Below are 25,191 nucleotides of genomic sequence, written 5' to 3' on the forward strand. Positions count from 1 at the left end.
GAATGGTGTCAGTCGTGGGAATCTTTTTTTTGCTCCGCTGACCGGCAGCAGGTAAAACAATGCATAGCCATAGTAATGCCAGCAAAGGCCAACAAAAATATCGTGGTCTGATGATAACCTGAATGAACATATGAATAATGATATGGAACAGGAAGTTACGTTACTTAGAGGAACATTTTTTGTGCCTAAATGTTCCGGCTGCCAGAACTTTTCCTTTACCTGTCCGTTAAGTTTTAGGGGCAGAAGCCGTTGCCATTTGCGGACTCGGTATTTCCGCAGTATTTTGTAGTACCCGAAAAATCGTATATGAAAAGAGAAGCTATTGTTGCAGCCCTGAGAAAAGATCTGGAGCCCTGGGATATTATTGTGGCCGGCGGCGGTGCTACCGGTTTAGGCGCCGCGCTGGAAGCGGTGACGAGAGGATACCGTACCCTGCTCCTTGAACAGGCTGATTTTGCGGCCTCCACGTCCAGTAAAAGCACTAAACTGGTGCATGGAGGGGTACGTTACCTGGCCCAGGGCGATGTTTCCCTCGTCAGGGAGGCCAGCGTGGAACGTGGCCGCCTCGCGCATAATGCACCCCATCTGGTGCGTAACCTCAGCTTCGTGATCCCTACTTTCAATGCGTGGGAAAACCTGAAATATACGATCGGCCTTAAAATGTACGATTGGCTGGCTGGCCGCCTCAGCCTCGGCAGATCGGTACATATCTCCCGCAGGGATACGCTGGAAAAACTCACTACCCTGAAACCGGAACGCCTCGCCGGCGGCGTCCTCTATCATGACGGTCAGTTCGATGACAGCCGCCTGGCGGTCAACCTGGCCCAGACAATCACCGATAAAGGAGGCACGGTCCTGAACTATATGAAAATTACCAGTCTTTATAAAGATGAAGGCGGTAATATCAGCGGACTAACGGTCAGGGATACACTGAATGACGGACCTGAAATATTTCTCAATACCAGGGCGGTGATCAACGCGACCGGTGTTTTTGCGGATGATATTCTGGAGATGGATAACCCGGAAGCTCCTAAGTCAATTGCGGCCAGTCAGGGTGTGCATGTGGTGCTCGACAGCAGCTTTCTGCCCGGGCATAATGCGCTGATGATCCCGGCTACCAGCGATGGCCGCGTACTGTTCGTGGTGCCGTGGCATAACAAAGTGGTGGTAGGAACTACAGATACGCCGATTAACCACATCAGCCTGGAACCGCATGCACTGGAGGCGGAAATCAACTTTATCCTGCGCACGGCGGGAGAATACCTGGTCAGGGCGCCGCAACGCAGCGACGTACTGAGCGTATGGGCCGGCCTTCGTCCGCTCGCGGCTGCGAAAGCGGAAGGTCATAAAACGAAGGAAATATCCCGCAGCCATAAAATCATCGTGGCCGCTTCAGGACTGGTGACCATCATCGGCGGCAAATGGACCACCTACCGTCGTATGGCGGAAGATGTCATCCACCAGCTGGAAAAGTCCCTGCGCTGGAAACCGACAGCGTCGGTAACCGACGAAATGCCGGTCCACGGTGCCGCTACCGGGATGAACTGGGAAGACCCCTGGTATTTCTATGGCAGCGATGTGCCCCGGCTGCAGCAACTGATGAAGGACCAGCCAGATCTGCAGGAGGTGTTGAGTGAGTCTTTCGGTATCCTGAAAGTGCAGGTGGTTTGGGCGGTAAGGGAAGAAATGGCGCGGAACATCGCTGATTTTCTTGCCAGGAGGGTACGGCTGCTCTTTCTGGATGCACGGGAAGCTTTACGTATAGCCCCGGCCGTAGCAAATATCATGGCACGGGAACTGGGGAGGGACGGGCACTGGGTCAACGAACAGCTGCAAACATTCGAAACGCTTGCGAAAGCATATATACTGGTTTGATATTTAGCTATTTGATTATTCAATTATTGAATTCCTCCATTCCAACCCAATAATTAAATAATCAAATAGCTAATTTTTTAAATGATTACATCCATTTTACTTTTTCAGACAATGGTTTCAGGCGCTTGCCGGGTTGTGCCGGTTCGTCTGTATAGCCAAGGTAGAAGAAGCCCAATACCTGGTCTGCATCCCCCAGTCCGAGATAATCCTGCATGGCAGGGTGGAAGGTCATACCGCCGGAGCCCCAGTAGGCGGCAATGCCCTGAGAGGTGGCGCCCAGCCACATATTCTGTACGGCGCAGGATACTGCTGCAATTTCTTCTACAACCGGAATTTTTGGATTGCTGCCTCTTTTCATACAGATGGCAATCACATGAGAAGCCAGATCACCCTGACTTTTCAGTTTATCGTAGCTGCCGGCAATGAATTTGTCCGCCGGAGTGAACTGTTTATACAGATCGGCATGAGCAGTACAGAACTGCTGTACTTTCTCACCGCCGTACACAACGAAGTACCATGGCTCCGTATAGCCGTGAGTGGGTGCCCAGTCTGCCATTTGCAGCAGCTGTTGTACGGTTTCGTCGGCTATTTTCCGGCCGTTCATGCTGGTAGGCTTCACGGTGCGGCGACTGGCGATTATTTTTTCCAGATAACTGGCGGTAGTATTTGTTTCCATGATGTTGTTTATATTATATAATGATGGTTCCCAATGAAATGTCTCTCAATAAAAATATCTCCCGATAATAATGGTTGCCTGCAATAATGTCTCCTACTGATAAAATGTCTTCCGATAATAATGGTTTCCCATTAAATGATACCTGAATAACATCTTAGCCCAGGGCTTCAGCCCTGGGAAACCATAGATTCCATGGCAGCTTTCATCTCTGCCGGTAATTTCATGACTTTGCGGGCGTTGTAATCAAAGCATACCATGCCGGTCTTGGCGGTGGCGATGGTGATTGTTTGGCTGTTACGCTGGGTGGTCAGGTGATAGAAAAGTTCAAAACCGAATGGGCTGTATTCTCCTGCGGCTACCTCCACGGTAAAAATATCGCCATGGAAGCCTTCTCCTTTGTAGGCTACGGCTACATCGGCCATAATCAGGCCGGTGCCGGCTTCGTGGTCCAGTTCTTTGTAGCCTGCCCGTTGAATGAACTGCATGCGGGCCTCGTGCATTATAGACAGGATGGCGTCATTGCCAACATGTCCGCCATAGTTAACATCCTGTATCCTGATAGGTATCGTTGTGCTGAACCCAAATTTCTCTGGTAGGTCTATTTTTATTCTTGCCATTATTTTTTAGGTAGATGTTAAACAGGTAATGTTTTCAGGAAGGCCACGAATTTCTCGAAGGCACGGCCACGGTGACTGTACTGATTTTTTTCGGCAAGGTCCATTTCGGCAAAGGTACGGTTGGCGCCTTCGGGAATAAAGATGGGATCGTAGCCGAAGCCTTTCTCTCCGGAAGTACGTTCTGTAATGGTGCCGCGACTGATGCCTTCAAACTGGTGCTCTTTTCCGTCAAGGATGAGAGAGATGACCGTCCGGAACTGTGCGCTGCGGTCGCTGGCGCCTTCCATTTCAGCCAGTACTTTGACGATATTGTCAGCTGCCTTTTTCTGTTCACCGGCATACCGGGCGCTTAATACCCCGGGAGCGCCGTTCAGTGCGCTGATTTCCAGTCCCGTGTCTTCTGCAAAACAGTTTTGAAGGGTCATCTGGTGGATGGTGGTCGATTTCTCACGGGCATTCTCCTCCAGCGTATCGTGTGGTTCAGGGATGTCAATGTCAATACCCGCTTCCAGCAGGGTGATGATCTCGAAATGATCGCCCAGCATGGAGCGGAACTCCTTCACCTTATTTTCATTATTGGTAGCAAAAATCAGTTTCATCTATTAAAATTTCTAAATCGCCCTAAATCAAGTAATAAAATAAAAAAATATTAAAATAATTAAATGCCAAGCAGTTGCTTCAGTCCGGCCCACAGTTTGGCTTTCAGTACTTTATCAGTTCCAATCACTTGCAGTTCGTCAGACAGCAGCAGGGTAGTGCTGTTGACGGTCAACAGTTGGTAAAGAGGCGCATCTGTCAGGCCCAGCGGTGTCGATGCGGCGCCAAATACAATGGCCTTCTCTATTTTTACAGCAGCTTGCCACGAAGTGTAGTCCAGCTGCGGGTAAGGAGAGGTGTTCATCAGGGATACGTCCTGCATCCCTAGTTTACAGGCATTTAATATATTGGTAAGGAGGTTGAATAATTCATCATTTAAGTAGGCTTCATTTTCGTTTTGTATGAAGAGCGCAACGTTTTTTTGATTTTCTCCTAAATATTTGACTTTGGGTACCTCAATTTGCGGCGCTGCAACCGGCACGCTTTTCCCGGGAATGATCGGCTGGGTAAAGATTTTAGCCAGATAATACGGATCAAGGTCTAATTGGTCGAGCGACATATTATTATAATTTAATTTAATATCAAAGTCCCGCGTGGGGAAAAATCAGTTTATTTGCACTGCCGTATCCGCAAATGCGGCCATCCAACGCAAGAAAGTGTAAAAATATTGAGATAAAATTGATTAACCATGATGGTAGCTAAATCAACAGTAAAGGAAGAAGCATTACAGAAGATCAAAGTCACAAAAACTACGCATAGCCGTTTGAGTGAAGTGGATTTTAATAATCTGGTGTTCGGTAAAAAGTATGCTGACCACATGCTGGTAGCCGATTTTGATGGAAAAGAGTGGAAAAATGCCGAAATCCTGCCTTTTCAGAATTTTTCTGTAAGCCCTTCCAATGCCGCCTGGCATTATGGACAGGCCATTTTCGAAGGTATCAAGGCCTATAAAGATCCTCAGGACAACCCGATGATCTTCCGTCCTTACGATAACTACAGGAGATTTAACCTCTCCGCCGAAAGAATGGGTATGCCCGAAGTGCCGGAATGGCTCTTTATCGGTGGTATGGACATATTGATTGATCTGGACCGCGACTGGGTCCCAACCGGCCCTGGTTGCTCTCTTTATCTGCGTCCTTTTATGATCGCAGCAGATGAATTCATTGGGGTGCGCCCTTCTGATACCTACCGTTTTGCCATTATCAATTCACCTTCCGGTCCTTATTTCAATAAACCGATTAAACTGCTGGTGCAGGATAAATATGTACGGGCTTTCCCCGGCGGCGTAGGATACGCTAAAGCTGCGGGCAACTACGGCGGTACCATGTATCCTACCATGCAGGCTAAAAAACAGGGCTACGACCAGATCCTCTGGGTAGATGGCTATGAACATAAATACCTGCAGGAATGCGGTACCATGAACGTATTTGTTATTATTGGCAATACGGCTATCACGCCCGATCTGGAACAAGGCACCATCCTGGAAGGGGTTACCCGTGCCAGCGTAATCGATCTGCTGAAAGATCTCGGTCTCACTGTGGAAGAAAGACCTATATCTATCGATGAAGTGGTGACTGCCTATAAAAACGGCACCCTCCGCGAAGTCTTTGGTACCGGTACAGCCGCTGCATTGGCCTACGTAGAACAACTGGATTACCTCGATACACAGATCAAACTGGACACTACTACCTATAAAACCGGCGCGGAAGTAATCCGCCGGCTCGATGCTATCCGCACCGGCCGTGAGGAAGATACCCGCAACTGGAATTACCAGGTAGGTGAGAAATAGGCAGGTACACATTAACAAAATATCAAAATAAAAAAATAACCAAATAAAAAAGTAGGGTCTGTCAACCGGCCCTATTTTTTTATGGTAGATTCTAAAGGAAATCATACCTTTGCAATCCGGATTTTTGATATCCTGCTTATACCAGATCACGTTTGACCAGTCTTCGACTACCTGGGAACTTCAAAACCGGCAAAAAAATTATTCGAAACAATTTTGTTATTCACATATATAGTTTTACCTTTGCCCTCCCAAAATCCCTTATGGGAAATTTGGATGTCATTGTAAACCGACATAAAAAACTAGGTAAAGAATGCCTACTATACAACAATTAGTAAGAAAAGGAAGAGAAATTATCCGGGCTAAGTCTAAGTCCAGGGCATTAGATAGCTGCCCTCAGCGTCGTGGTGTTTGTACTCGTGTGTACACAACCACGCCTAAAAAACCTAACTCCGCTTTGCGTAAAGTTGCAAAGGTGCGTTTGACCAATAAAGTTGAGGTGATTGCTTACATCCCTGGTGAAGGTCACAACCTGCAGGAACACTCTATCGTACTGATCCGTGGTGGAAGGGTAAAAGACTTACCAGGTGTTCGTTACCACATCGTTCGCGGTTCCCTGGATACTGCCGGTGTGAAAGACAGAAAGCAGAGCCGTTCCAAATATGGTACTAAAAAGGAAAAGGCTAAAAAATAATCAATTATAAATAGTCGTAATTTTCAATAAATGAGAAAGCAAGCTGCAAAAAAATTGCCTCTGGCTCCGGATCCTCGGTTTAACGACAAGCTGGTAACTCGCTTCGTTAATAACGTAATGGAACAAGGAAAAAAGAGCATTGCCTATAAAATCTTCTACGATGCCGTGGATAAGGTAAGCCAGATGACCGGTGAAAACGGTTATGAAATTTGGAGAAAAGCATTGACCAACGTAACTCCTGCTGTAGAAGTTAGAAGCCGCCGTATCGGTGGTGCTACCTTCCAGATCCCTGCTGAAGTTCGCCCGGATAGAAAAGTATCCCTGAGCATCAAATGGCTGGTTCGTTATGCTGGTGAAAGAAATGGTAAGAGCATGGCTGATAAGCTGGCAAATGAAATCGTAGCAGCAAGCAAAGGTGAAGGCGCAGCGTTCAAGAAGAAAGAAGATACTCACCGTATGGCTGAGGCTAACAAAGCTTTCTCTCACTTCAGAGTATAGTTATAGCCCTCACGGGCAACTCAATATATTTGGCAAACAGTTCCTCTTCGGAGCTGTTTGCCTTTTTATGTGTGGATAAACCATGCTTTTAGTGTGCGTAACTCCTGCATTACCCCGTTGATAAACTCGATGCTCCACTGCCATAGCGGATTTGCCGGGACGTCGCCAGGCGTGCCCGGAATGTGGATAACTGTGGGTGTCCTGCACAAACAACCCCTTATTTCAATGCTCCTGTGCTTCTGAAGACTCCTCTCTACCAAATACTGCCACACTCCTTTGTTTAAATCTCTCGCTTTAACAAGCATTTCCCGTTACATAGCGGCCACTCCCCAACATTTAAAATATCACCACTGATGCTCAACCGGATCACCCCAAAAACTTCCCCTAACATAAAAAAGGCCGTCGGGAGAACCCGACAGCCATGGCTAATTGGTTAGATCTACTGCTTTATCTCACATTTACTAATACTTTGATCTTGCCGGTTTCCCCGGTGAATTCCTGTAATGCCTTGCCGATCGCCTGGCCCGGTTTCAGCACCCAATGGCACCGTGCCTGAAATATCTGTATCGAATGCTCCTCTGAGAGCAAATACCCCCGGTTTGGTGGTATACACGCCCACTACCAGTGAGGAATATGCACCTGTAGGTTTTTCAATAGTACGGTCTGTATTGGTTGCAATCGCTATCACATCTCCTGGATCGTAAAAGGCAATGCCACCTGCGGCATCAAATGCCTCTGCCAGGTCAGCGCCATAACTCTGGGTGCCATCGTTAAAATAGCCCCGCCCATTTCTGGCTATACGGGCTACATTCCCGTTTGAACTGGCATAAAAACCATTAGGATTCTTGTAAACGAGAAAACTACCGTTTCCACTAGTAAGACTAAGGCCGAAAAGAGCATTGGCGCTACTAACTGACTCACTACCATTGTAAGGAATGGCTATCGTACCGGCCGGTCCCTGAGCGCCAGCAGCACCGGTAGCACCAGTAGTACCAAAAAATGAATGAAAACGAAACGGCCACCTTATTGATTAGGAGGAATGTACAGATATAGCCATAAATTTTTCACTTTTGGAATGAATAGATAGAGAATGAAAGGGTGAATAGATGATAAGTAATGGATAAGCACGGAAATAAATCTAAGATCAGAATGGTAAAATTTTGATAAGCAGGTATAAATAAACCAATTAGTTTCCTGGGGTAACCAGATGATCTACATGACAGTATCTGTGTGAAGCGGAACTTGGGGGATTATGCACTAGTACTCGATAATAACACGAATATCAACGAATTATCAATCCTGACAAATGCCTACTTTTCTAATGGCTGGTTTTGACGGAAAAATGGTAGAATTCGGTATAAAACCGGTTAAAACAATTTAAGCCATTTTAATTTAAATTAATGTGTCAAAACGCCCGTGCTTGTTAAAAAAGAAATAACAATTGCGCAATATCGCGCGTTTTATTTATTGCTAAAAATAAATTACCTTTGCCCCCCAAATTGCATTATTTAGTCATTTTAATATTATGGCAGACTTAAGATTTCAAAGGAACTTTGGTATTGCGGCGCACATTGATGCGGGTAAAACCACTACCACAGAGCGTATCCTGTATTATACAGGTAAATCCCACAAGATTGGTGAGGTGCACGAGGGTGCTGCTACCATGGACTGGATGGCACAGGAGCAGGAAAGAGGTATTACCATCACATCTGCTGCTACCACTTGTTTTTGGAATTTCCCAACCTTACAGGGTAAAGCTCTCCCGGACACTAAGCAATATAAATTCAACATCATCGATACTCCGGGCCACGTGGACTTTACCGTGGAAGTAGAACGCTCCCTGCGTGTACTGGACGGTCTGGTGGCACTGTTCTGCGCTGTATCCGGCGTTGAACCTCAGTCTGAGACCGTTTGGCGCCAGGCTAACCGCTACCGCGTACCCCGTATCGGTTTCGTTAATAAAATGGACCGTTCCGGCGCCGACTTCCTGAACGTGGTAAAACAGGTAAAGGAAATGCTGGGTGCTAACCCCGTTCCCCTGACCCTGCCTATCGGTGCGGAAGATACTTTCAAAGGCGTGGTTGACCTGATCACCATGAAAGGTATCATCTGGGACGAAGAAGGTAAAGGTGCTACCTACCAGGAAATCGAAATTCCGGAAGACATGAAGGAAGAAGCGAACGAATGGAGAGCTAAACTGGTAGAAGCCGTTGCTGAATACGACGATACCCTGATGGAGAAATTCTTCGAAGATCCTAACTCTATCTCCGAAGCTGAAATCCACGAAGCAATCCGTAAAGCTACTATCGACATCGCTATCATCCCGATGATGTGCGGTTCCTCCTTCAAAAATAAAGGTGTTCAGAAAATGCTGGATGCGGTTTGCCGTTACCTGCCTTCTCCAATGGACATCGAAGCGGTAAAAGGTACCAACCCTGATACCGGCGAAGAAATCGAACGTAAACCAGATGCTAAAGAACCACTGTCTGCACTGGCGTTCAAAATCGCAACCGATCCTTTCGTAGGTCGTCTGGCGTTCTTCCGGGTTTATTCCGGTCACCTGGATGCAGGTTCTTATGTACTGAACACCCGTACCGGCAAAAACGAACGTATCAGCCGTATCATGCAGATGCACGCTAACAAGCAGAACCCGATCGATTTCATCGAAGCTGGTGATATCGGTGCTGCTGTTGGTTTTAAAGATATCAAAACCGGCGATACCCTGTGTGATGAAAAATCACCTATTATCCTGGAATCTATGACCTTCCCGGAACCGGTTATCAGCATCGCTATCGAGCCTAAAACTCAGGCGGACGTTGATAAAATGGGTATGGCTCTCGCTAAACTGGTAGAGGAAGATCCTACCCTGAAAGCTAAAACTGACGAAGAAACCGGCCAAACCGTATTGAGCGGTATGGGTGAGCTTCACCTGGAAATCATCGTTGACCGTATGCGTCGCGAATTCAAGGTGGAAGTTAACCAGGGTGCTCCGCAAGTAGCTTACAAAGAAGCCCTGACTGCCAAAGTTGAACACCGTGAGGTATTTAAGAAACAAACCGGTGGTCGTGGTAAATTCGCTGATATCCAGATCGAAATCGGACCTGCCGATGCAGAATGGCTGAAAGAGAATGAAGGCAAAGCCTTCCAGTTCGTCAATGATATCTTTGGTGGTGCTATCCCTAAAGAGTTCATCCCAGCTGTACAGAAAGGCTTTGAACAATCCCTCAACCAGGGTGTTCTCGCTAACTTCCCGCTGGTGAACCTGAGAGTAAGACTGTTTGACGGTTCCTTCCACGCGGTGGACTCCGACGCTATGTCTTTCGAGCTCTGCGCCAAACAAGCCTTCCGTGAAGCTGCCCGCAAAGCTAAACCAGTGTTGCTGGAGCCTATCATGAAAGTGGAAGTACAAACTCCTGACCAGTACATGGGTGACGTTACAGGTGACCTGAACCGTCGTCGTGGTATGCTGGAAGGTATGGACTCCAAAAATGGTGTACAGGTGATCAAAGCTAAAGTTCCTTTGAGCGAAATGTTCGGTTACGTAACCCAACTGCGTTCACTGTCTTCTGGCCGCGCCAGCTCCATCATGGAATTCTCTCACTACGCTCCGGCTCCAAACAACGTGGCTGAAGAAGTAGTAGCGAAAGTAAAAGGTAAAGTAAACGCCTAATACATATTTTTTCCATAGAAAAAGGTTGTCCTGCGAAAGCGGGACAACCTTTTTTGCTTACATGAACATGCTATTGCCAGGTAATGGTTTTTCAATATATTCGACTAAACATAACCTACAACTGACCGTACTTTTTGCCAAATGCCAGGGTCCTGTTCTTCAGGACCTTTTTTTATGATTTCTTTCCAGGGGTAGTAGGGGGTGGTCAGCCTTTTGCCGTTATACTATATGAAAATGCATATCTAACTGAGCCTGTATTTTTTTACTGATAGCCGACTGACCACAATATGTACTTAGAATTAACACAAGCACCTCCTGCAACTGTTATATACGAAACAGGAGAACAGATTGTACTGGCTCCTGGCCTGGATGTGATTCTGCCCTGCTGGAACCCGTCGGGCCCTTGGGTGGAATCGCTAATCAGGCACTATCATGAAGTACTTCGCCTCATGGGCGAAGTGCCTGTACAGCTCATCCTCGTAAATGATGGTTCGCTCCGCAACTTCACCAGTCAGCATATATCCTGGCTCGAAGCTGCCATTCCCGGCATTATCATCGTCAACAATAAACAAAACCGTGGTAAAGGCCATGCGGTCCGCGAAGGCGTGAAAAATTCCCGCCATGCCTACCAGGTGTATACCGACCTTGACTTCCCGTTTGGCGTAGATGCCGTTAGAAAAGCCTACGACCAGCTTCAGCAAGGCCTCGATGTAGTGGCCGGCGAAAGGGGAGCCGCTTACCTGAAAGAATTGCCCCGTAAAAGAAGAATTATTACCCGCATCAGCCGCCTGCTCAATAAAGTGGTGCTCCGCCTTAAAGTAAATGACGCCCAGGCCGGCCTCAAAGGCTTCAACGCCCACGGCAGATCAGTACTCCTCAATACTACCATCGACGGTTTTCTCTATGATAGCGAGTTCCTGTACAAAGCCGGTAAAAATCCACGCCTCAAAATCGGTGCAGTAGACGTATATTGCCGCCCCGGTATCAGCTTCAGCGCATTTAAAATCAAACTGCTGCTGAAAGAACTAAGGAACTATTGCCGGATTATTACCAGTGCTAACGCCGCTAACTAACTATGAACCAGGAGAAAAGGATACTGATTAGTGTTGACGTGGAAGAATTTGATATCCCCGAAGAATTTGGCCGACAGGTACCCCTGCAGGAAAAACTGGAAATATCCAGAAAAGGCCTGCAAACTACCCTCGACCTCTTTGATCAATACAATGTGCGCGCTACTTTTTTTATCACTGCCTATTGGGCGCAGCATTACCCCGAACTGATCAGACAGGTGGCCGCCAAACACGAAATTGCCTCCCACGCATACTACCATAGCTCTTTCTCCGATGCGGACCTGGAAGGGTCCCGACTGGCCCTGCAGGAAATCAGCGGTCAACAGGTACGCGGTTTCCGCATGCCCCGCCTCCGTAAAGTGAACATGCAAGCGCTCAAAGATGCCGGTTACCTCTACGATGCTTCCCTGAACCCTACCTGGCTTCCTGGTCGCTATAATAACCGTCACCTGCCTCGTACCATGTTCCGGGGAGAAAACAATATGTGGATCATCCCTTCTTCCGTTTCCCCCCTCATCCGGTACCCCGTTTTCTGGCTGAGCGTGAAAAATGCCCCCCTGTGGGTGACCCGCCATTTCAGCAAAACCATCCTCCGGAAAGATAATTACCTCTCTTTTTATTTCCACCCGTGGGAATTGGTGGATATCCGGGGCTATGCCCTGCCTTCCTATATCAGCCGCGTTTCCGGCTCCAGGATGGAGCAGAAAATGGCTGGTTTCCTGCGGTTTCTGCAGCAACAGGGCCGCTTCTGCGCGCATATCGATATGCTGTAATCCTTTGCCTTAATGTATAATGTTTGCGCCACCTAGCTGCCCTGTCCCCGGATGACTGTTGTCTCCGGTAAATATGCCGTCCTGGAATATATCACCCATAGTAACAAGGGAGGAGTACTGCCTCATTCTGTCCTGTCAGGTTTCCGAACTATCCTCTTTAGAAAAATCACCCCGGGAAACATGGAAAAAAAAGCACAGGTGGGAAAAGATTTTTATACAACAACATTCGATCGTAATTGTTATATGCCTTAAGCATAACCAGAAAAGGACGGTCAGCAAATAGTACAAGGAGAGAAAAAATTATATTTTTTTTAACAAAAGAGAAACTTATATGCTTCATTTTCAGTAGTTTTGTTTCAAGTTCAGTTTCTATTCGAGCATGTGTTTGTGATTGTTTGAAGCATTTGTTAAGCTACCCATTATCCCCCTGCCGCTAATTTTTTTCAGTTCATTATTCAATAGCAACCTGCTATAGCTGCAAACATCAAATACTGATTTGCTGTTTTGCGCGATCGGCATATTTATTCATTCAGCATGTTAAATGTTAAAACTAAAATGCACACTATGAAAAAAATTCGTCTCCTAACCCTTGTTGCAGTGAGTGTACTGATGGGATCAACCGTTAAAGCACAGATCCAGAAAGGAAACATTATGGTGGGTGCCAATCTCACAAACATGAATGTGACTTTTCAAAAGGAAAGCACTGCTTTCAGTTTTAATCTATCTCCTAAAATCGGTTGGTTTATCAAAGATGGTTTGGCTGTCGGCGGTTATGTTGATTTTGGCGCCAATACTACCAAGAATAAAACGACAGATACCAGGGCTTCGAATACAAATTATGGTGTAGGAGTTTTCGCCCGTTATTTTGTAGAGGATAAAAACGTTAGGAAACTGGAATTTTCCAAGAGAGTGAGGTTCTTTGCGGAAGCAAATGCCGGGTTTGCCGGACAAAACCCAGCCAGTGGTGCTTCTACAAATGGTTTTAACGTTGGTATCGGGCCTGGTATTTCCTATTTTATTACACCCAATGTGGGCCTGGAAGGTTTAGTGAAATATGATCTGACTGTGGGAGGAGGTAATTCCACCACTGCCAACCGTATCAGCTTGGGCATAGGTTTCCAGATTTACCTGCCATCTGCTAAAGCAAAAGCTATTTATAAAGAAGAAAGAGGCGGAAAATAATCCACTGGCAAGTGAAAAAATGGTCCCGGTAGTCATGATCTATGGCGGCCGGGGCCTTTTTATTAGGATTCCTTATATGTTTTACAGAATGAATGTCATAGTATTGAATGAGTGATGGGTGTCATATTTGGATTTGAGGGAAGCAATTACATTTGCAATATGGCTGGTTAATACCCGGTCGTTTGGGATTGCTGAAAACCAATAAAAGAGTAGGCTTTAACCCTAAATCAATTGTTATGTTCCTTCACGAACTGATTGAATGGCTTCGCAAGCTGCTTTGCGGCTGCAACACTCATCCTGGTCACCCACGTGATGATGATGATGATGATGATCGTGGCCATCATGGTTGCCACCGTCGTTAGTAGCACCTTATGAAGTCTTCTTGCTCTTGAACCCCTTGGCTTGTTTGCCTCCCCCAGACCGCAAACAATAAGACTGCCGAAAACCATGTAAAAGCGTAGCTGAGATTAAAAACCTTTTTCCTATGGTCCTCGCTGTACTCTTTCCCTGTCAACAGGATATTTTGCGTTGCTGAAATCCGCACTGGGCGGCATTCGGCTAAAGAGCATGCTGCGTTTGTTACCCGTAGAGCCATGACTGACGTCATGGCTTTTTTGTGTCGTGAACAGCGAGTATTGCAATGAATAAAATGAATACTGTAATAATAAATGCCAATAATGATCTGCATCATATTTGGATTTAAGAGAAGCGGTTACATTTGTAATATGACCGGTTCCCGGTCATTTGGGATTGCTGAAAACCAATAAAAAGAGTAGGCTATAACCCTAAAACCATTTGTTATGTTCCTTTGTGAATTGCTTGAATGGCTTCGCCGGCTGCTTTGCGGCGGTAACACGAATCCTGGTCATGGTGGTTGTCATCGCGAAGATGATGACGATGATGATCGTTGCCACCCACGTCGTTGCCACTAAGCGCTAAGCGACATGTGAACTATTCTTGCTCTTGAACCCCACGGCTTGTATGCCTCCCCAGACGCATAAACAATGAGATTGCCGAAAGCCATGTAAAAGCGTAGCTGAGATTAAAAACCTTTTTCCTATGGTCCTCGATGTTCTCTTTCCCTGTCTCCAGGTTATTTTGCATTGCTGAAATCCGCACTGGGCGGCATTCGGCTAGAGAGCATGCTGCGTTTGTTACCCGTAGAGCCATGACCTCGGTCATGGCTTTTTTGTAAGCAGGTGTGTATGAACAACCAATGTTGTAATGAGCAAATAGATATCGGATTAGAATGGATGACCTGGATCATAGTTGTATTAGAGAGAAGCGGTTACATTTGTAATATGACCGACTGTCATCGGTTATTTGGGATTGCTGAAAACCAATAAAAGAGTAGGCATTTAACCCCTTTAAATCAAATTTTATGATCCTCACTGATTTACTGCTATTCCTGCTCCAATTGCTGTTTGGCGGCGGTAACACAAATCCTGGTGGTGGTGAACATGGCTGTGGTTGCGGTTGCCACCATCACCACTAAAAGACCCGTAAACTATTTTTGCTCTTGAATCCCCTTGGCTTGTCTGCCTCCCCCAGACGCATGAACAATGAGACAGCCGAAAACCATGTAAAAGTTAGCTGATATTAGAACCTCTTTCTTATGGTCCTCGATGTACTCTTTCCCCTGTAGCCAGGTTATTTTGCGTAGCTGAAATCCGCACTGGGAGGCATTCGGCTAAAGAGCATGCTGCGTTTGTTACCCGTAGAGCCATGACCGAGGTCATGGCTTTTTTTAGGCAGATATTGTAATGAATAAAATGAACGGTAGAGCTATCAATGGATTAACTGAACGGGTAATTATTGCGGGGAAGCACTATTTTGCAGTGTGGCCGGTTGGTTCCGGTCATTGGGATCGCTGAAAACCAAAAAAAGAGTAAGCTCAGAATCTTTAATCGTTTCCGTATGTTTAACACAATTCTCAACGCTTTCCTGAAGTTTCTGCACACTGTTATTGGTGCCCTGTAATCCCAGCAGATACAGGACAGTCAATGCTCTTGTATGCTGTGATTACGGAAGACATTTTTTTATTCGTATTACAAAAGAGCCGCGAGTAACCCGCGGCTTTTTTGTGTTTTATGATGAGTTAAATAATTAGGATTCCTGTTTTTCGGTGATGATTTTTACAGATATGATATTATTTCGGAAGATGTTTAGTGTTACCTGCAGACCTTGTAAATAGCGTGTTCAGGGGATTGAACAAAGCGTGTGTTTTTGATAACAGAATGAACAAAATGAATGTATGTTATTGTGTGAATAGCCCTTATTTTTAACATGTTGGTTCCTCCTATGAAACCAATTGGGATTGCCGAAAACCAAAAAAAGAGTAGGCTAAACAGGAGTAATTCCATTTTTATGAACTTACTGAACCAACTGCTTGCAGCTATCGTTGCTCTGCTGAAATCTCTGCTGGGCGGCCTGTAATTACTGATCGTCCCTAAGGGAACTGCACTGTTTCCGGTTCTATTTCCCTTACAAACGTATGTAACTAATTGGGATCGCCGAAAACCAAAAAAAGAGTAGGCATAACAGGTGAAAATCCATTTTCTATGAATTTACTGAATCAACTGCTCGCAGCTATCGTCGCTCTGCTGCAATCTCTGCTGGGTGGCCTGTAATAACTGATCGTCCCTAAGGGAACTGTACTGTTTCCGGTTCTATTTCCCTTACAAACGTATGTAACTAATTGGGATCGCCGAAAACCAAAAAAAGAGTAGGCATAACAGGTGAAAATCCATTTTTTATGAATTTGCTGAATCAACTGCTCGCAGCTATCGTCGCTCTGCTGCAATCTCTGCTGGGTGGCCTGTAATTACTGGCCTTCCGTAAGGGAACTGTCTATCCTTAGTTCGATTTCCCTTGCAACGCATTTAGCTCCGGGACTTGTTCCCGGAGTTTTTTTTAGTAGGAGTCTCATTTGCTTTCATCCCGTATCATACGGGAATTACAACACGTTATCCCTAACCAGGGAACGTTTATAGAAGAATTCCTACGCTCGCGAAAAAAACTTTTCAGTTGGAATGTTACACCGCTCCCGGAGGTCTCCAGGGGGCCTTTTGTCTTTGCAGGAAAGAGAGAAAATACGCTGCTATGCAGCCAGTGCAGAGGAATGAACAAAATGATCAAAAACCCTGGAAATGAACAAAATGAGCTCATGCTAATTACGGAAGAGCTTTTAAATTCGGCACCGGATGTTAAGATTACCAACTGGGATTGCCGAAAACCAAAAAAAGAGTAGGCATAACAATGAAAACCTAAAACTATGGATTTGCTGAACCAATTGCTCGCACTGATCTTAGGATTGCTAAAATCATTACTGGGCGGTATCGGTGGTGGTTTACCTCTGTAAGAGGCAACCGGATGCACCGTATCTGCTTTAACTAATTCAGGAACCGCTTCGTTTTGCTGCATAGGCACAAAACGGAGCGGTTGCCTTTTGGGGAGTATTGGCCTGCTCAGTCCTCGCATGTTTTGTTCAGGACCGCTTATGCAAACGATGTACTACCTATAATTGTATGGCATCCTTCCTATTTTGATTATTTTCCATGTATTTCTCATTCCGACGCTGACCGGGATGGGTATTTCATATAGTCCGGATGTTTGAAGGCAGTCGCCCAGGACGATCGGGCACGTATTCCGGGGGCTGCACGACAGTGTTAAGCAGGTTGTTTATTCACCGAACCGGACAGTGTTCAATTTTCCTGTTATTTTGCCTGGGGAGGAGTGGAGGCCTGCTGCTTTTACCGGGGCTACAGCTAATGGGAAAAGCAGGTCCTGCCGCTAAACAGGGAAAGCGTCCATTGCAGGAGCCCGTTTGGACGTCCCGGGCGCCTGCGGGCAACAAATACAATTTTTCTCCGGAGGGGGCTGAAAAATTTTTTGTTTTGATTTTTGTTTTCCTATATTTGTCGAAACCAGCATGTCAACTAAGCGTAAGACTTAATACGCACAAAATGAATGTTTTCGGCGGCCTAATCGCATAAAATCCGTACCCCACACCCCGCTTTCCCGTGACCATGGCAAACTTCTGCCGGGTATCTTTTTATTTTTTTCCAGAGATTTATTTGCCAATTCAAAAAAACCGGGTTACCTTTGCCCTCCCAAATTGTAAAGGGAAAAAACACGAAGAAGTTCATTGCATATGTCTCAGAGAATAAGAATCAAGCTGAAGTCCTACGATCATAACCTGGTAGACAAGTCTGCTGAGAAGATCGTTAAAACCGTGCGTAACACGGGCGCCGTGGTAACAGGTCCAATTCCTTTACCTACAGAGAAGAAAATTTTTACGGTACTGCGTTCTCCGCACGTAAATAAGAAAGCGCGCGAGCAGTTCCAGTTGTGTACTCACAAGCGTTTACTGGACATCTATACCTCCTCTTCCAGGACTGTAGATGCGCTGAGTAAGCTGGATTTACCTTCTGGGGTAGAAGTTGAAATTAAAGCATAAGGACAACAGCAAGGCTGGGCAAAAGGCCCGCCTTTTACTGATTTTATGGTTATTGGTTGATTTTCAACCAATAACAATTTTAACAAATAACACATAGGTCGCGCCTTCTGGGCGGCCGCCCAATAAATGTATTTAACCGCCCATCCTGGGGATAGCTAGAAATCCCCCAGGCGCTGGGTAAAATCATATATAAAATGAAAGGTATTATTGGTAAAAAGATTGGTATGACCAGTATCTTCGAGTCCAATGGTAAGCAAACTGCTTGCACCATTATCGAAGCAGGTCCCAACGTTGTAACACAGGTAAAAAGCCTGGAATCAGATGGTTACAATGCAATTCAGGTTTCTTTCGGTGAGAAGAAAGAAAAACACACTACAAAAGCTGAGCTCAATCACTTCGCGAAAGCAAGCACCTCTCCCAAACGTTTTGTTAAAGAATTCCGCAATCCGGACGTACAGAAAGCCCTTGGTGAATCTATCACCTGCGAAATCTTCGCTGAAGGTGAATCTGTTGACGTAGTAGGCACTTCCAAAGGTAAAGGCTTCCAGGGTGTTGTTAAACGCCACGGTTTTAGCGGTGTGGGTGAAGCCACCCACGGCCAGCACGACAGAAGCAGGGCTCCTGGTTCTGTAGGCGGTTCCTCCTATCCTTCCCGCGTTTTCAAGGGCATGCGTATGGCCGGCCAGACAGGTAACGAAAGAGTGAAAGTGAAAGGTCTGAAGATCCTGAAAATATTCCCTGAAAAGAATTATATCCTGGTAAGTGGTTCCGTTCCCGGCCACAATGGTTCAATCGTTTTAATCCAGAAGTAACATGCAACTTGATATTTTAAATATAGAAGGTAAGAAAACCGGAAGATCCATCGAACTTCCTGAGGAGATCTTTGGTGTGGAGCCTAACAACCACGTAATCTACCTGGCTGTTAAACAATACCTCGCCGCTCAGCGTCAGGGTACCCACAAGGTAAAAACCAGAGCTGAAGTAAAAGGTGCTTCCCGCAAACTGCACAAACAAAAAGGTACTGGTGGTGCCCGTAAAGGTAACATCCGTAACCCACTGTATAAAGGTGGTGGTACCATCTTCGGTCCCAAACCTCATGGTTGGGGTATCAAACTGAACAGAAAAGTGAAAGATCTCGCTAAGATCTCCGCCCTGTCAGTAAAAGCTAAGGAAAACAGCATCATCATCGTTGAAGATCTGGCGCTGCAGGCTCCTAAAACCAAACAATTCGTTGGTATCTTAAAGAACCTGAACATCAATGTAGACGGTAAGAAGACTATGTTCATCACACCGGAATACAACGATAGCGTTTATCTGTCTTTAAGAAACATCCCTACTGTAGACGGAGCTATGCTGAGCGATATCAATACTTATGATATCATGAACAGCAACTACCTCGTGTTCACAGAAAGCGCTGCTAAAATCTTCACTGAAGAGCCAGCAGAAGCATAAGGTGTTGTAAACCAATTCAATAACAAAGCTACAAAGCTCACAGCTTAAAAGCTATAAGCTATAAAGAAGATGAAACTTTCAGACGTTTTAATCAAACCGGTAGTAACCGAAAAGGTGAACAAAGCCACCGAAAAATTCAACCGCTACTACTTCATTGTTGACAAAAAAGCCAACAAACTGGAGATCAAAAAAGCAGTGGAAGAATTCTACGGTGTAACCGTACAGGATGTGAATACTGCCGTAATGCCGGGTAAAGCTAAATTCCGCTTTACTAAAGCCGGTTTCATTGCAGGTAAAAAACCGTCTTTCAAAAAGGCGATCATCACCCTCGCATCTGGTGAAACTATAGATCTGTATGCTAACATGTAGTGCCGTTCCGGCCTGAACAGCCGGGATGTGGATGTATATACAGATCACGATTTATATTTATCAATAACATTTAACTTTTTAGGAAGTAATGGCACTGAAGAAGTTCAAACCAATGACGGCCGGTACCCGCTGGAAAATAGGCAACGCTTACGCTGAGCTGACTACGGATACCCCCGAAAAAAGCCTGCTCGAGCCCGCTAAAAGAAGCGGCGGTAGAAACGCTCAGGGTAGGATGTCTATGCGCTACATCGGTGGCGGTCACAAAAAAGCTTACCGTGTGGTAGACTTTAAACGTGAAAAGACTGATATCCCCGCTACAGTTAAAACTATCGAATACGATCCTAACCGTAGTGCATTCATCGCGCTGGTAAGCTATGCAGACGGTGAAAAACGTTATATCATCGCTCCACAAGGCCTCCAGGTTGGCAGCACCGTTATTAGCGGTGAAAATGTTGCCCCTGAAGTAGGTAACGCCCTGCCGCTGAAAAACATGCCGCTGGGTACTGTGGTGCACAATATCGAACTGCAGCCTGGTAAAGGTGGTGCTATCGCAAGAAGCGCCGGTGCCTACGCTCAGCTGTCGAACAAGGAAGAAAGATACGCTGTACTGAAAATGCCTTCCGGTGAACTGCGCAAAGTGCTGAACACCTGTAAAGCAACTGTAGGTACTGTTTCCAACTCCGATCACGCCCTGCAATCTATCGGTAAAGCAGGTGCTAACCGTTGGAGAGGTATCCGCCCACGCAACCGTGGTGTAGCCATGAACCCTGTAGATCACCCGATGGGTGGTGGTGAAGGTAAATCTTCCGGCGGCCATCCTAGATCCAGAACAGGCAAATATGCGAAAGGTCTGAAAACCAGAAAACCGCATAAGAGCTCTGATAAACTGATCATCAGCAGGAAAAACGGTAAAAAATTATAATATTTCGGAATTCGGGTCCTGCTAACCCGGGACCCAAATTTGAAAAATCATAAATAAGAAGACATGGCTCGTTCCATAAGAAAAGGTCCTTACGTAGACCAGAAATTAGAGAATAAAATCGAAAAAATGAACGCTGGCACCAAGCGCACAGTTATCAAAACCTGGAGCCGCCGTTCTACTATCACTCCTGATTTCGTTGGTCACACTTTCGCTGTTCACAATGGCAATAAATTCATTCCGGTTTATGTAACGGAATTTATGGTAGGCCATAAACTGGGCGAATTTGCACCTACACGTAACTTCAGAGGACACGCTAACAAGAAAATGTAAATTATAGTCTGAGGTTTGAGGTTTGAGAAGGCTCAAGCCCAATCTCAAACTCCAGACGTCAGACATTAAATAATAAAAGAAATTAATAACAATGGAAGCAGTAGCTAAGCTGAATAATAATCCCACATCTACCCGCAAAATGCGTTTGCTGGCAGACTTAATCCGTGGTCTGGATGTGGAAAAGGCTTTGAATATTTTGAAGTTCCATCCAAAGCACCCCAGCGTTCCGTTGGAAAAACTGCTGGTATCCGCTATCGCAAACTGGAAAGTGAAGAATGAAGGTGCTCGGGTAGAAGATGCCAACCTGATCGTTAAAACTATCTTCGTTGACGGTGGCCGCACCCTGAAAAGAATGCGTCCCGCTCCACAAGGTAGAGGTTACCGTATCCGCAAGAGAAGTAACCACGTTACGATTGTGGTGGATGGTAAAAATGCACAGTAAGCGTTTCATACCAAAGAGATATAAATTAAAACTATTAAACTAATAGACAAATAACCGAAACATGGGTCAGAAAACAAATCCTATTGGTAACAGGTTAGGTATCATCAGAGGATGGGACTCTAATTGGTATGGCAGCAAAAAAGATTTTGCGACCAAACTGATCGAAGACAACAAGATCAGAACTTATCTGAATGCCCGCATCAACAAAGGCGGCATCTCCAGAGTTGTGATTGAAAGAACTTTAGGTAAGTTGATCGTCACTGTGCATACTTCCAAACCAGGTATCATCATAGGTAAAGGTGGTAACGAAGTTGATCGTATCAAGGAAGAACTGAAAAAACTGACTGGTAAAGAAGACGTACAGATCAATATTCTCGAAATCCGCCGTCCAGAAATGGATGCTAACATCGTTGCTGAAACTATCGCTAAACAAATTGAAAGCCGTATCAACTACAAACGTGCTATCAAAATGGCGATCGCTACTGCACTGAGAATGGGAGCAGAGGGTATCAAAATTAAAGTAAGCGGCCGTCTGGGTGGTGCTGAAATCGCTCGTGCGGAAGAAGTGAAACAAGGTCGTGTTCCCCTGCATACTTATCGCATGGACATCGACTACGCTTCCCTGTTCGCACTGACTGTATACGGTAAAATCGGTATCAAAGTATGGATCTGTAAAGGTGAAGTACTGGGTAAACGCGATCTGAACCCGAACGTGCTGACTGGCAAAGAAGGTGATAACCGCGGTGGTGGACGTGAACACGGTGGAGAAAGAAGAGAACACGGCGAAAGAAGAGATCATCGCGGTGGTGACAGAAGAGGCGGTGAAAACCGTGGCGGTGGCCGCAGATAATCCCTGCAGGCATAGCAAACATTAACAATTACTATTAACATTAACAATACAGACGATGTTACAGCCAAAAAGAGTGAAACATAGGAAGATGCACAAAGGCCGCATCAAAGGGAACGCTAAAAGAGGCGCTACCCTCTCCTTTGGTACATTCGGTCTTAAAGCATTAGAACCTAAGTGGATCACTGACCGGCAGATCGAAGCTGCCCGTGTCGCCCTCACCAGACACATGAAACGTGAAGGTAACGTATGGATCCGCATATTCCCTGACAAACCTATCACTGCCAAACCTCTGGAAGTGAGGATGGGTAAAGGTAAAGGTGCTCCAGACCATTGGGCAGCAGTAGTAAAACCAGGTAGAATTTTATTTGAAGCTGATGGCGTTCCCTTACAGGTAGCGAAAGAAGCGATGGAACTCGCAGCACAGAAACTGCCCATCAAAGTAAAATTTGTAACCAGCCGCGACTACGTTGCTTAATTACTATCAATCACTAATATACCCCGTTTACCGCTCACGCTGTAAACGGACCAAATAAAATACAAATGGCAAAAGAAAAGCTGGATCTGAACGGCCTGAGCATTCAGGATCTCCAGGAGAAAATCTCTGCGGAAGAGCTGCGCCTGAAGAAAATGAAATTCGGTCATGCAATTACACCCATCGAAAATCCCATGAGCATCCGCTCTGTGAGACGCGATATCGCTCGTATGCAAACCGAACTGCGTAAAAAACAACTGGGCTTCTAAGCATTCGTATAACAAAATTTACCTCCCCGGAGGATTAAATACTTTCAACAATGACGACCGAAAGACAATTAAGAAAAACCAGGATTGGTGTGGTGGCCAGCAACAAAATGGATAAAACCATTACTGTTAAGGTGGAACGTAAAGTGAAGCACCCTATCTATGGTAAATTCGTTAAAAAAACTACCAAGTTCATGGCGCACGACGATAAAAACGAGTGCAGCATCGGTGATACCGTGAAAATCGCGGAAACCCGCCCTCTGAGCAAAAACAAATGCTGGAGATTGGTAGAAATTATCGAAAAAGTAAAATAATTTATCAAGTGTTTCAAGCTGCTGCCGGCTTACCCGGCTTCAGCCGCTGATTAAACAACAAACTCATTACGATGATACAACAAGAATCAAGACTGAGTGTAGCTGATAACAGCGGTGCAAAAGAAGTACTTTGCATCCGCGTGCTGGGCAACTCCGGTCAGGACTACGCTAAAGTAGGTGATAAAATTGTGGTTACTGTAAAGGACGCGATTCCTGGCGGTGGTGCTAAGAAAGGTATGGTTACCAAAGCGGTAATCGTAAGAACCAAAAACAAATTACGCCGTAAAGACGGTTCCTATATCCGTTTCGACGATAACGCGGTTGTACTGCTTAATAACTCAGACGAACCACGCGGTACCCGTATTTTCGGTCCGGTTGCCCGTGAACTGAGAGACAAGGGTTATATGAAAATTATCTCCCTCGCTCCTGAGGTATTATAAGATTTTGAGATTTTGGGATTTCGGAATTTGGCGATTTAGATCAAAAAATTCGTAAATCCCAAAATTTGTAAATATTTCTTATCTTTGCAGCCCGTTTGCAAAACGAGACAAAACATTAATCAAGCGAAACAACTGTTTCGCTTGGCGTTTATAAATAAATCAAAGTGATGAAAACTAGATTTAAGCCTAAATTCAACATTAAGAAGGGCGACCTGGTTGCGGTGATTGCCGGCGACGACAAGGACAGGACCAAAGCACGCAAAGTGCTGGAAGTTCACCCTGAACAAGGCCGCGTTCTTGTAGAAGGCGTTAACATTATTACCAAGCATACCAAGCCTACTGCTCAGAACACCAAAGGTGGTATCGTTAAGCAGGAAGCTCCGATTGCTATCTCCAACGTGATGCTGTGGGATGCCAAAGCAGGTAAACCTACCCGTGTGAACAGACAGCGGGAAAACGGTAAATTAATTCGTATCGCTAAAAAATCAGGGGAGGTAATTAAATAATGGCAAACTCTAAATATACTCCAAGACTGCAGAAAAAATACTTAGACGAGGTAGCTCCTGCACTGATGAAGAAATTCAACTACAAAAGTGTAATGCAGGTTCCCCGTCTGGTGAAAATTTGCCTGAACCAGGGTATCAATGGCGCCGTTGGTGATAAAAAACTGGTTGACATCGCTGTAGATGAAATGACCCGTATCTCCGGCCAGAAAGCTGTTGCCACCATGTCCAAAAAAGATATCTCAAACTTTAAACTGAGAAAAAACATGCCTATTGGCGCCCGCGTAACACTGCGCAGCACCAACATGTTTGACTTCCTGGACCGCCTGGTTTCTGTTTCCCTGCCTCGTGTACGTGACTTCAAAGGTATCAACGAAAAAGCTTTCGACGGTCGCGGTAACTACACTATGGGTATCACCGAACAAATCATCTTCCCTGAGATCGATATCGATAAAGTAACCAAAATGTCCGGTATGGATATTACTTTCGTTACTACGGCTAAAACCAACGAAGAAGCTTACGAGCTGCTGAAAGAAATGGGTATGCCGTTCAGGAACATGAAAAAAGATAATCAGTAAATCGAAACGATAATATAATTATGGCAAAAGAATCCGTAAAAGCCAGACAAAGGAAAAGAGAAGCCATGGTAGCAAGATTCGCTGAAAAGCGCGCTGCCCTGAAAGCTGCCGGTGACTACGCTGCACTGGATCAACTTCCTAAAAACGCTTCTCCTGTTCGTCTGAAAAACAGATGCCAGCTGACCGGTCGTCCTAAAGGATACATGCGTCACTTCGGCCTCTGCAGGAACATGTTCCGCGACCTGGCTCTCGCAGGCAAAATCCCTGGTGTAACTAAAGCCAGCTGGTAATTCCATTTCAATATTTAATTATTTAAATATTGAAATAAAAAGTTATTTGATTCCCATCTTTTTCGA

At 45.5% G+C, this 25,191-nt stretch carries 28 protein-coding genes; 23 read left to right on the forward strand and 5 right to left on the reverse strand.

Annotation, left to right across the window (positions count from 1 at the left end; translation table 11 throughout):
- Positions 1–306 precede the first annotated feature (306 nt).
- Entirely contained in the window at positions 307–1,875 is a 1,569-nt protein-coding gene (locus HHL17_RS29470; RefSeq protein WP_169228441.1) for a glycerol-3-phosphate dehydrogenase/oxidase, read from the forward strand.
- 85 nt (positions 1,876–1,960) lie between these two features.
- On the opposite strand, the gene HHL17_RS29475 is transcribed toward HHL17_RS29470, so the two are convergent.
- The 4 genes from HHL17_RS29475 to HHL17_RS29490 all read right to left on the reverse strand — a co-directional run bounded on the left by HHL17_RS29475 (position 1,961) and on the right by HHL17_RS29490 (position 4,324).
- A complete protein-coding gene (locus HHL17_RS29475; RefSeq protein WP_169228442.1) occupies positions 1,961–2,551 on the reverse strand; it encodes a nitroreductase family protein in 591 nt (196 codons plus the stop codon).
- A 167-nt stretch (positions 2,552–2,718) separates the two neighbouring features.
- Entirely contained in the window at positions 2,719–3,168 is a 450-nt protein-coding gene (locus tag HHL17_RS29480) for an acyl-CoA thioesterase (protein WP_169228443.1), read from the reverse strand.
- A 17-nt stretch (positions 3,169–3,185) separates the two neighbouring features.
- Complete coding sequence (rdgB, locus tag HHL17_RS29485; RefSeq protein ID WP_169228444.1) at positions 3,186–3,767, reverse strand: RdgB/HAM1 family non-canonical purine NTP pyrophosphatase; 582 nt, start codon at positions 3,765–3,767, stop codon at positions 3,186–3,188.
- Positions 3,768–3,826: 59 nt separating this feature from the next.
- Positions 3,827–4,324, reverse strand: coding sequence for a hypothetical protein (locus HHL17_RS29490; protein ID WP_169228445.1), 498 nt, complete (start codon positions 4,322–4,324; stop codon positions 3,827–3,829).
- Between the two features lie 129 nt (positions 4,325–4,453).
- On the opposite strand from HHL17_RS29490, the gene HHL17_RS29495 reads away from it, so the two are divergent.
- From HHL17_RS29495 to HHL17_RS29525, 7 genes are all read left to right on the forward strand, one after another.
- Positions 4,454–5,554 (forward strand): branched-chain amino acid aminotransferase, encoded by a 1,101-nt coding sequence (locus HHL17_RS29495; RefSeq protein WP_169228446.1) that lies wholly within the window; start codon positions 4,454–4,456, stop codon positions 5,552–5,554.
- A gap of 310 nt (positions 5,555–5,864) precedes the next feature.
- The gene (gene rpsL, locus HHL17_RS29500; protein WP_012789278.1) at positions 5,865–6,245 is read left to right on the forward strand and encodes a 30S ribosomal protein S12; all 381 of its coding nucleotides are present in this window, start codon (positions 5,865–5,867) and stop codon (positions 6,243–6,245) included.
- Between the two features lie 30 nt (positions 6,246–6,275).
- The gene (gene rpsG / locus HHL17_RS29505; protein ID WP_169228447.1) at positions 6,276–6,743 is read left to right on the forward strand and encodes a 30S ribosomal protein S7; all 468 of its coding nucleotides are present in this window, start codon (positions 6,276–6,278) and stop codon (positions 6,741–6,743) included.
- Positions 6,744–8,268: 1,525 nt separating this feature from the next.
- Entirely contained in the window at positions 8,269–10,413 is a 2,145-nt protein-coding gene (gene fusA / locus HHL17_RS29510) for an elongation factor G (protein WP_206156220.1), read from the forward strand.
- Positions 10,414–10,700: 287 nt separating this feature from the next.
- The gene (locus HHL17_RS29515) at positions 10,701–11,486 is read left to right on the forward strand and encodes a glycosyltransferase (protein WP_169228448.1); all 786 of its coding nucleotides are present in this window, start codon (positions 10,701–10,703) and stop codon (positions 11,484–11,486) included.
- Positions 11,487–11,488: 2 nt separating this feature from the next.
- Positions 11,489–12,256: a polysaccharide deacetylase family protein gene (locus HHL17_RS29520; RefSeq protein WP_169228449.1), complete on the forward strand. Its 768-nt coding sequence runs from the start codon at positions 11,489–11,491 to the stop codon at positions 12,254–12,256.
- Positions 12,257–12,820: 564 nt separating this feature from the next.
- Complete coding sequence (locus HHL17_RS29525) at positions 12,821–13,438, forward strand: outer membrane beta-barrel protein (RefSeq protein WP_169228450.1); 618 nt, start codon at positions 12,821–12,823, stop codon at positions 13,436–13,438.
- 227 nt (positions 13,439–13,665) lie between these two features.
- On the opposite strand, the gene HHL17_RS29530 is transcribed toward HHL17_RS29525, so the two are convergent.
- Complete coding sequence (locus HHL17_RS29530) at positions 13,666–13,806, reverse strand: hypothetical protein (RefSeq protein WP_169228451.1); 141 nt, start codon at positions 13,804–13,806, stop codon at positions 13,666–13,668.
- 3,785 nt (positions 13,807–17,591) lie between these two features.
- Between HHL17_RS29530 and rpsJ the strand changes: the two genes are divergently transcribed.
- From rpsJ to rpsN, 15 genes are all read left to right on the forward strand, one after another.
- Positions 17,592–17,897, forward strand: coding sequence for a 30S ribosomal protein S10 (gene rpsJ, locus HHL17_RS29535; RefSeq protein WP_012789286.1), 306 nt, complete (start codon positions 17,592–17,594; stop codon positions 17,895–17,897).
- 194 nt (positions 17,898–18,091) lie between these two features.
- Complete coding sequence (rplC, locus tag HHL17_RS29540) at positions 18,092–18,709, forward strand: 50S ribosomal protein L3 (protein ID WP_168871747.1); 618 nt, start codon at positions 18,092–18,094, stop codon at positions 18,707–18,709.
- A 1-nt stretch (position 18,710) separates the two neighbouring features.
- A complete protein-coding gene (gene rplD / locus HHL17_RS29545; protein ID WP_168871748.1) occupies positions 18,711–19,349 on the forward strand; it encodes a 50S ribosomal protein L4 in 639 nt (212 codons plus the stop codon).
- Positions 19,350–19,418: 69 nt separating this feature from the next.
- A complete protein-coding gene (gene rplW / locus HHL17_RS29550) occupies positions 19,419–19,718 on the forward strand; it encodes a 50S ribosomal protein L23 (protein ID WP_169228452.1) in 300 nt (99 codons plus the stop codon).
- Positions 19,719–19,806: 88 nt separating this feature from the next.
- On the forward strand, positions 19,807–20,640 hold the full coding sequence (rplB, locus tag HHL17_RS29555) for a 50S ribosomal protein L2 (protein ID WP_169228453.1): 834 nt from the start codon (positions 19,807–19,809) through the stop codon (positions 20,638–20,640).
- Positions 20,641–20,703: 63 nt separating this feature from the next.
- Positions 20,704–20,970, forward strand: coding sequence for a 30S ribosomal protein S19 (rpsS, locus tag HHL17_RS29560; RefSeq protein WP_169228454.1), 267 nt, complete (start codon positions 20,704–20,706; stop codon positions 20,968–20,970).
- 91 nt (positions 20,971–21,061) lie between these two features.
- Positions 21,062–21,412, forward strand: a complete 351-nt coding sequence (gene rplV / locus HHL17_RS29565; RefSeq protein WP_078666979.1) for a 50S ribosomal protein L22 — start codon at positions 21,062–21,064, stop codon at positions 21,410–21,412.
- A gap of 61 nt (positions 21,413–21,473) precedes the next feature.
- Positions 21,474–22,262, forward strand: a complete 789-nt coding sequence (rpsC, locus tag HHL17_RS29570) for a 30S ribosomal protein S3 (protein WP_169228455.1) — start codon at positions 21,474–21,476, stop codon at positions 22,260–22,262.
- A 55-nt stretch (positions 22,263–22,317) separates the two neighbouring features.
- On the forward strand, positions 22,318–22,737 hold the full coding sequence (rplP, locus tag HHL17_RS29575) for a 50S ribosomal protein L16 (RefSeq protein WP_078666981.1): 420 nt from the start codon (positions 22,318–22,320) through the stop codon (positions 22,735–22,737).
- Between the two features lie 65 nt (positions 22,738–22,802).
- Positions 22,803–23,003 (forward strand): 50S ribosomal protein L29, encoded by a 201-nt coding sequence (rpmC, locus tag HHL17_RS29580; protein ID WP_078666982.1) that lies wholly within the window; start codon positions 22,803–22,805, stop codon positions 23,001–23,003.
- Positions 23,004–23,053: 50 nt separating this feature from the next.
- Entirely contained in the window at positions 23,054–23,314 is a 261-nt protein-coding gene (rpsQ, locus tag HHL17_RS29585) for a 30S ribosomal protein S17 (RefSeq protein WP_078666983.1), read from the forward strand.
- A 71-nt stretch (positions 23,315–23,385) separates the two neighbouring features.
- Positions 23,386–23,754 (forward strand): 50S ribosomal protein L14, encoded by a 369-nt coding sequence (gene rplN / locus HHL17_RS29590; RefSeq protein ID WP_078666984.1) that lies wholly within the window; start codon positions 23,386–23,388, stop codon positions 23,752–23,754.
- Between the two features lie 167 nt (positions 23,755–23,921).
- Entirely contained in the window at positions 23,922–24,260 is a 339-nt protein-coding gene (gene rplX / locus HHL17_RS29595) for a 50S ribosomal protein L24 (protein ID WP_078666985.1), read from the forward strand.
- Entirely contained in the window at positions 24,260–24,835 is a 576-nt protein-coding gene (rplE, locus tag HHL17_RS29600) for a 50S ribosomal protein L5 (RefSeq protein WP_169228456.1), read from the forward strand. Before rplX ends, rplE begins: the two co-directional genes overlap by 1 nt.
- 20 nt (positions 24,836–24,855) lie before the next feature.
- On the forward strand, positions 24,856–25,125 hold the full coding sequence (gene rpsN, locus HHL17_RS29605; RefSeq protein WP_168806964.1) for a 30S ribosomal protein S14: 270 nt from the start codon (positions 24,856–24,858) through the stop codon (positions 25,123–25,125).
- The last annotated feature ends 66 nt before the right edge of the window (positions 25,126–25,191 follow it).

Source organism: Chitinophaga fulva (assembly GCF_012927205.1).
Classification (GTDB): Bacteria; Bacteroidota; Bacteroidia; order Chitinophagales; family Chitinophagaceae; genus Chitinophaga; species Chitinophaga fulva.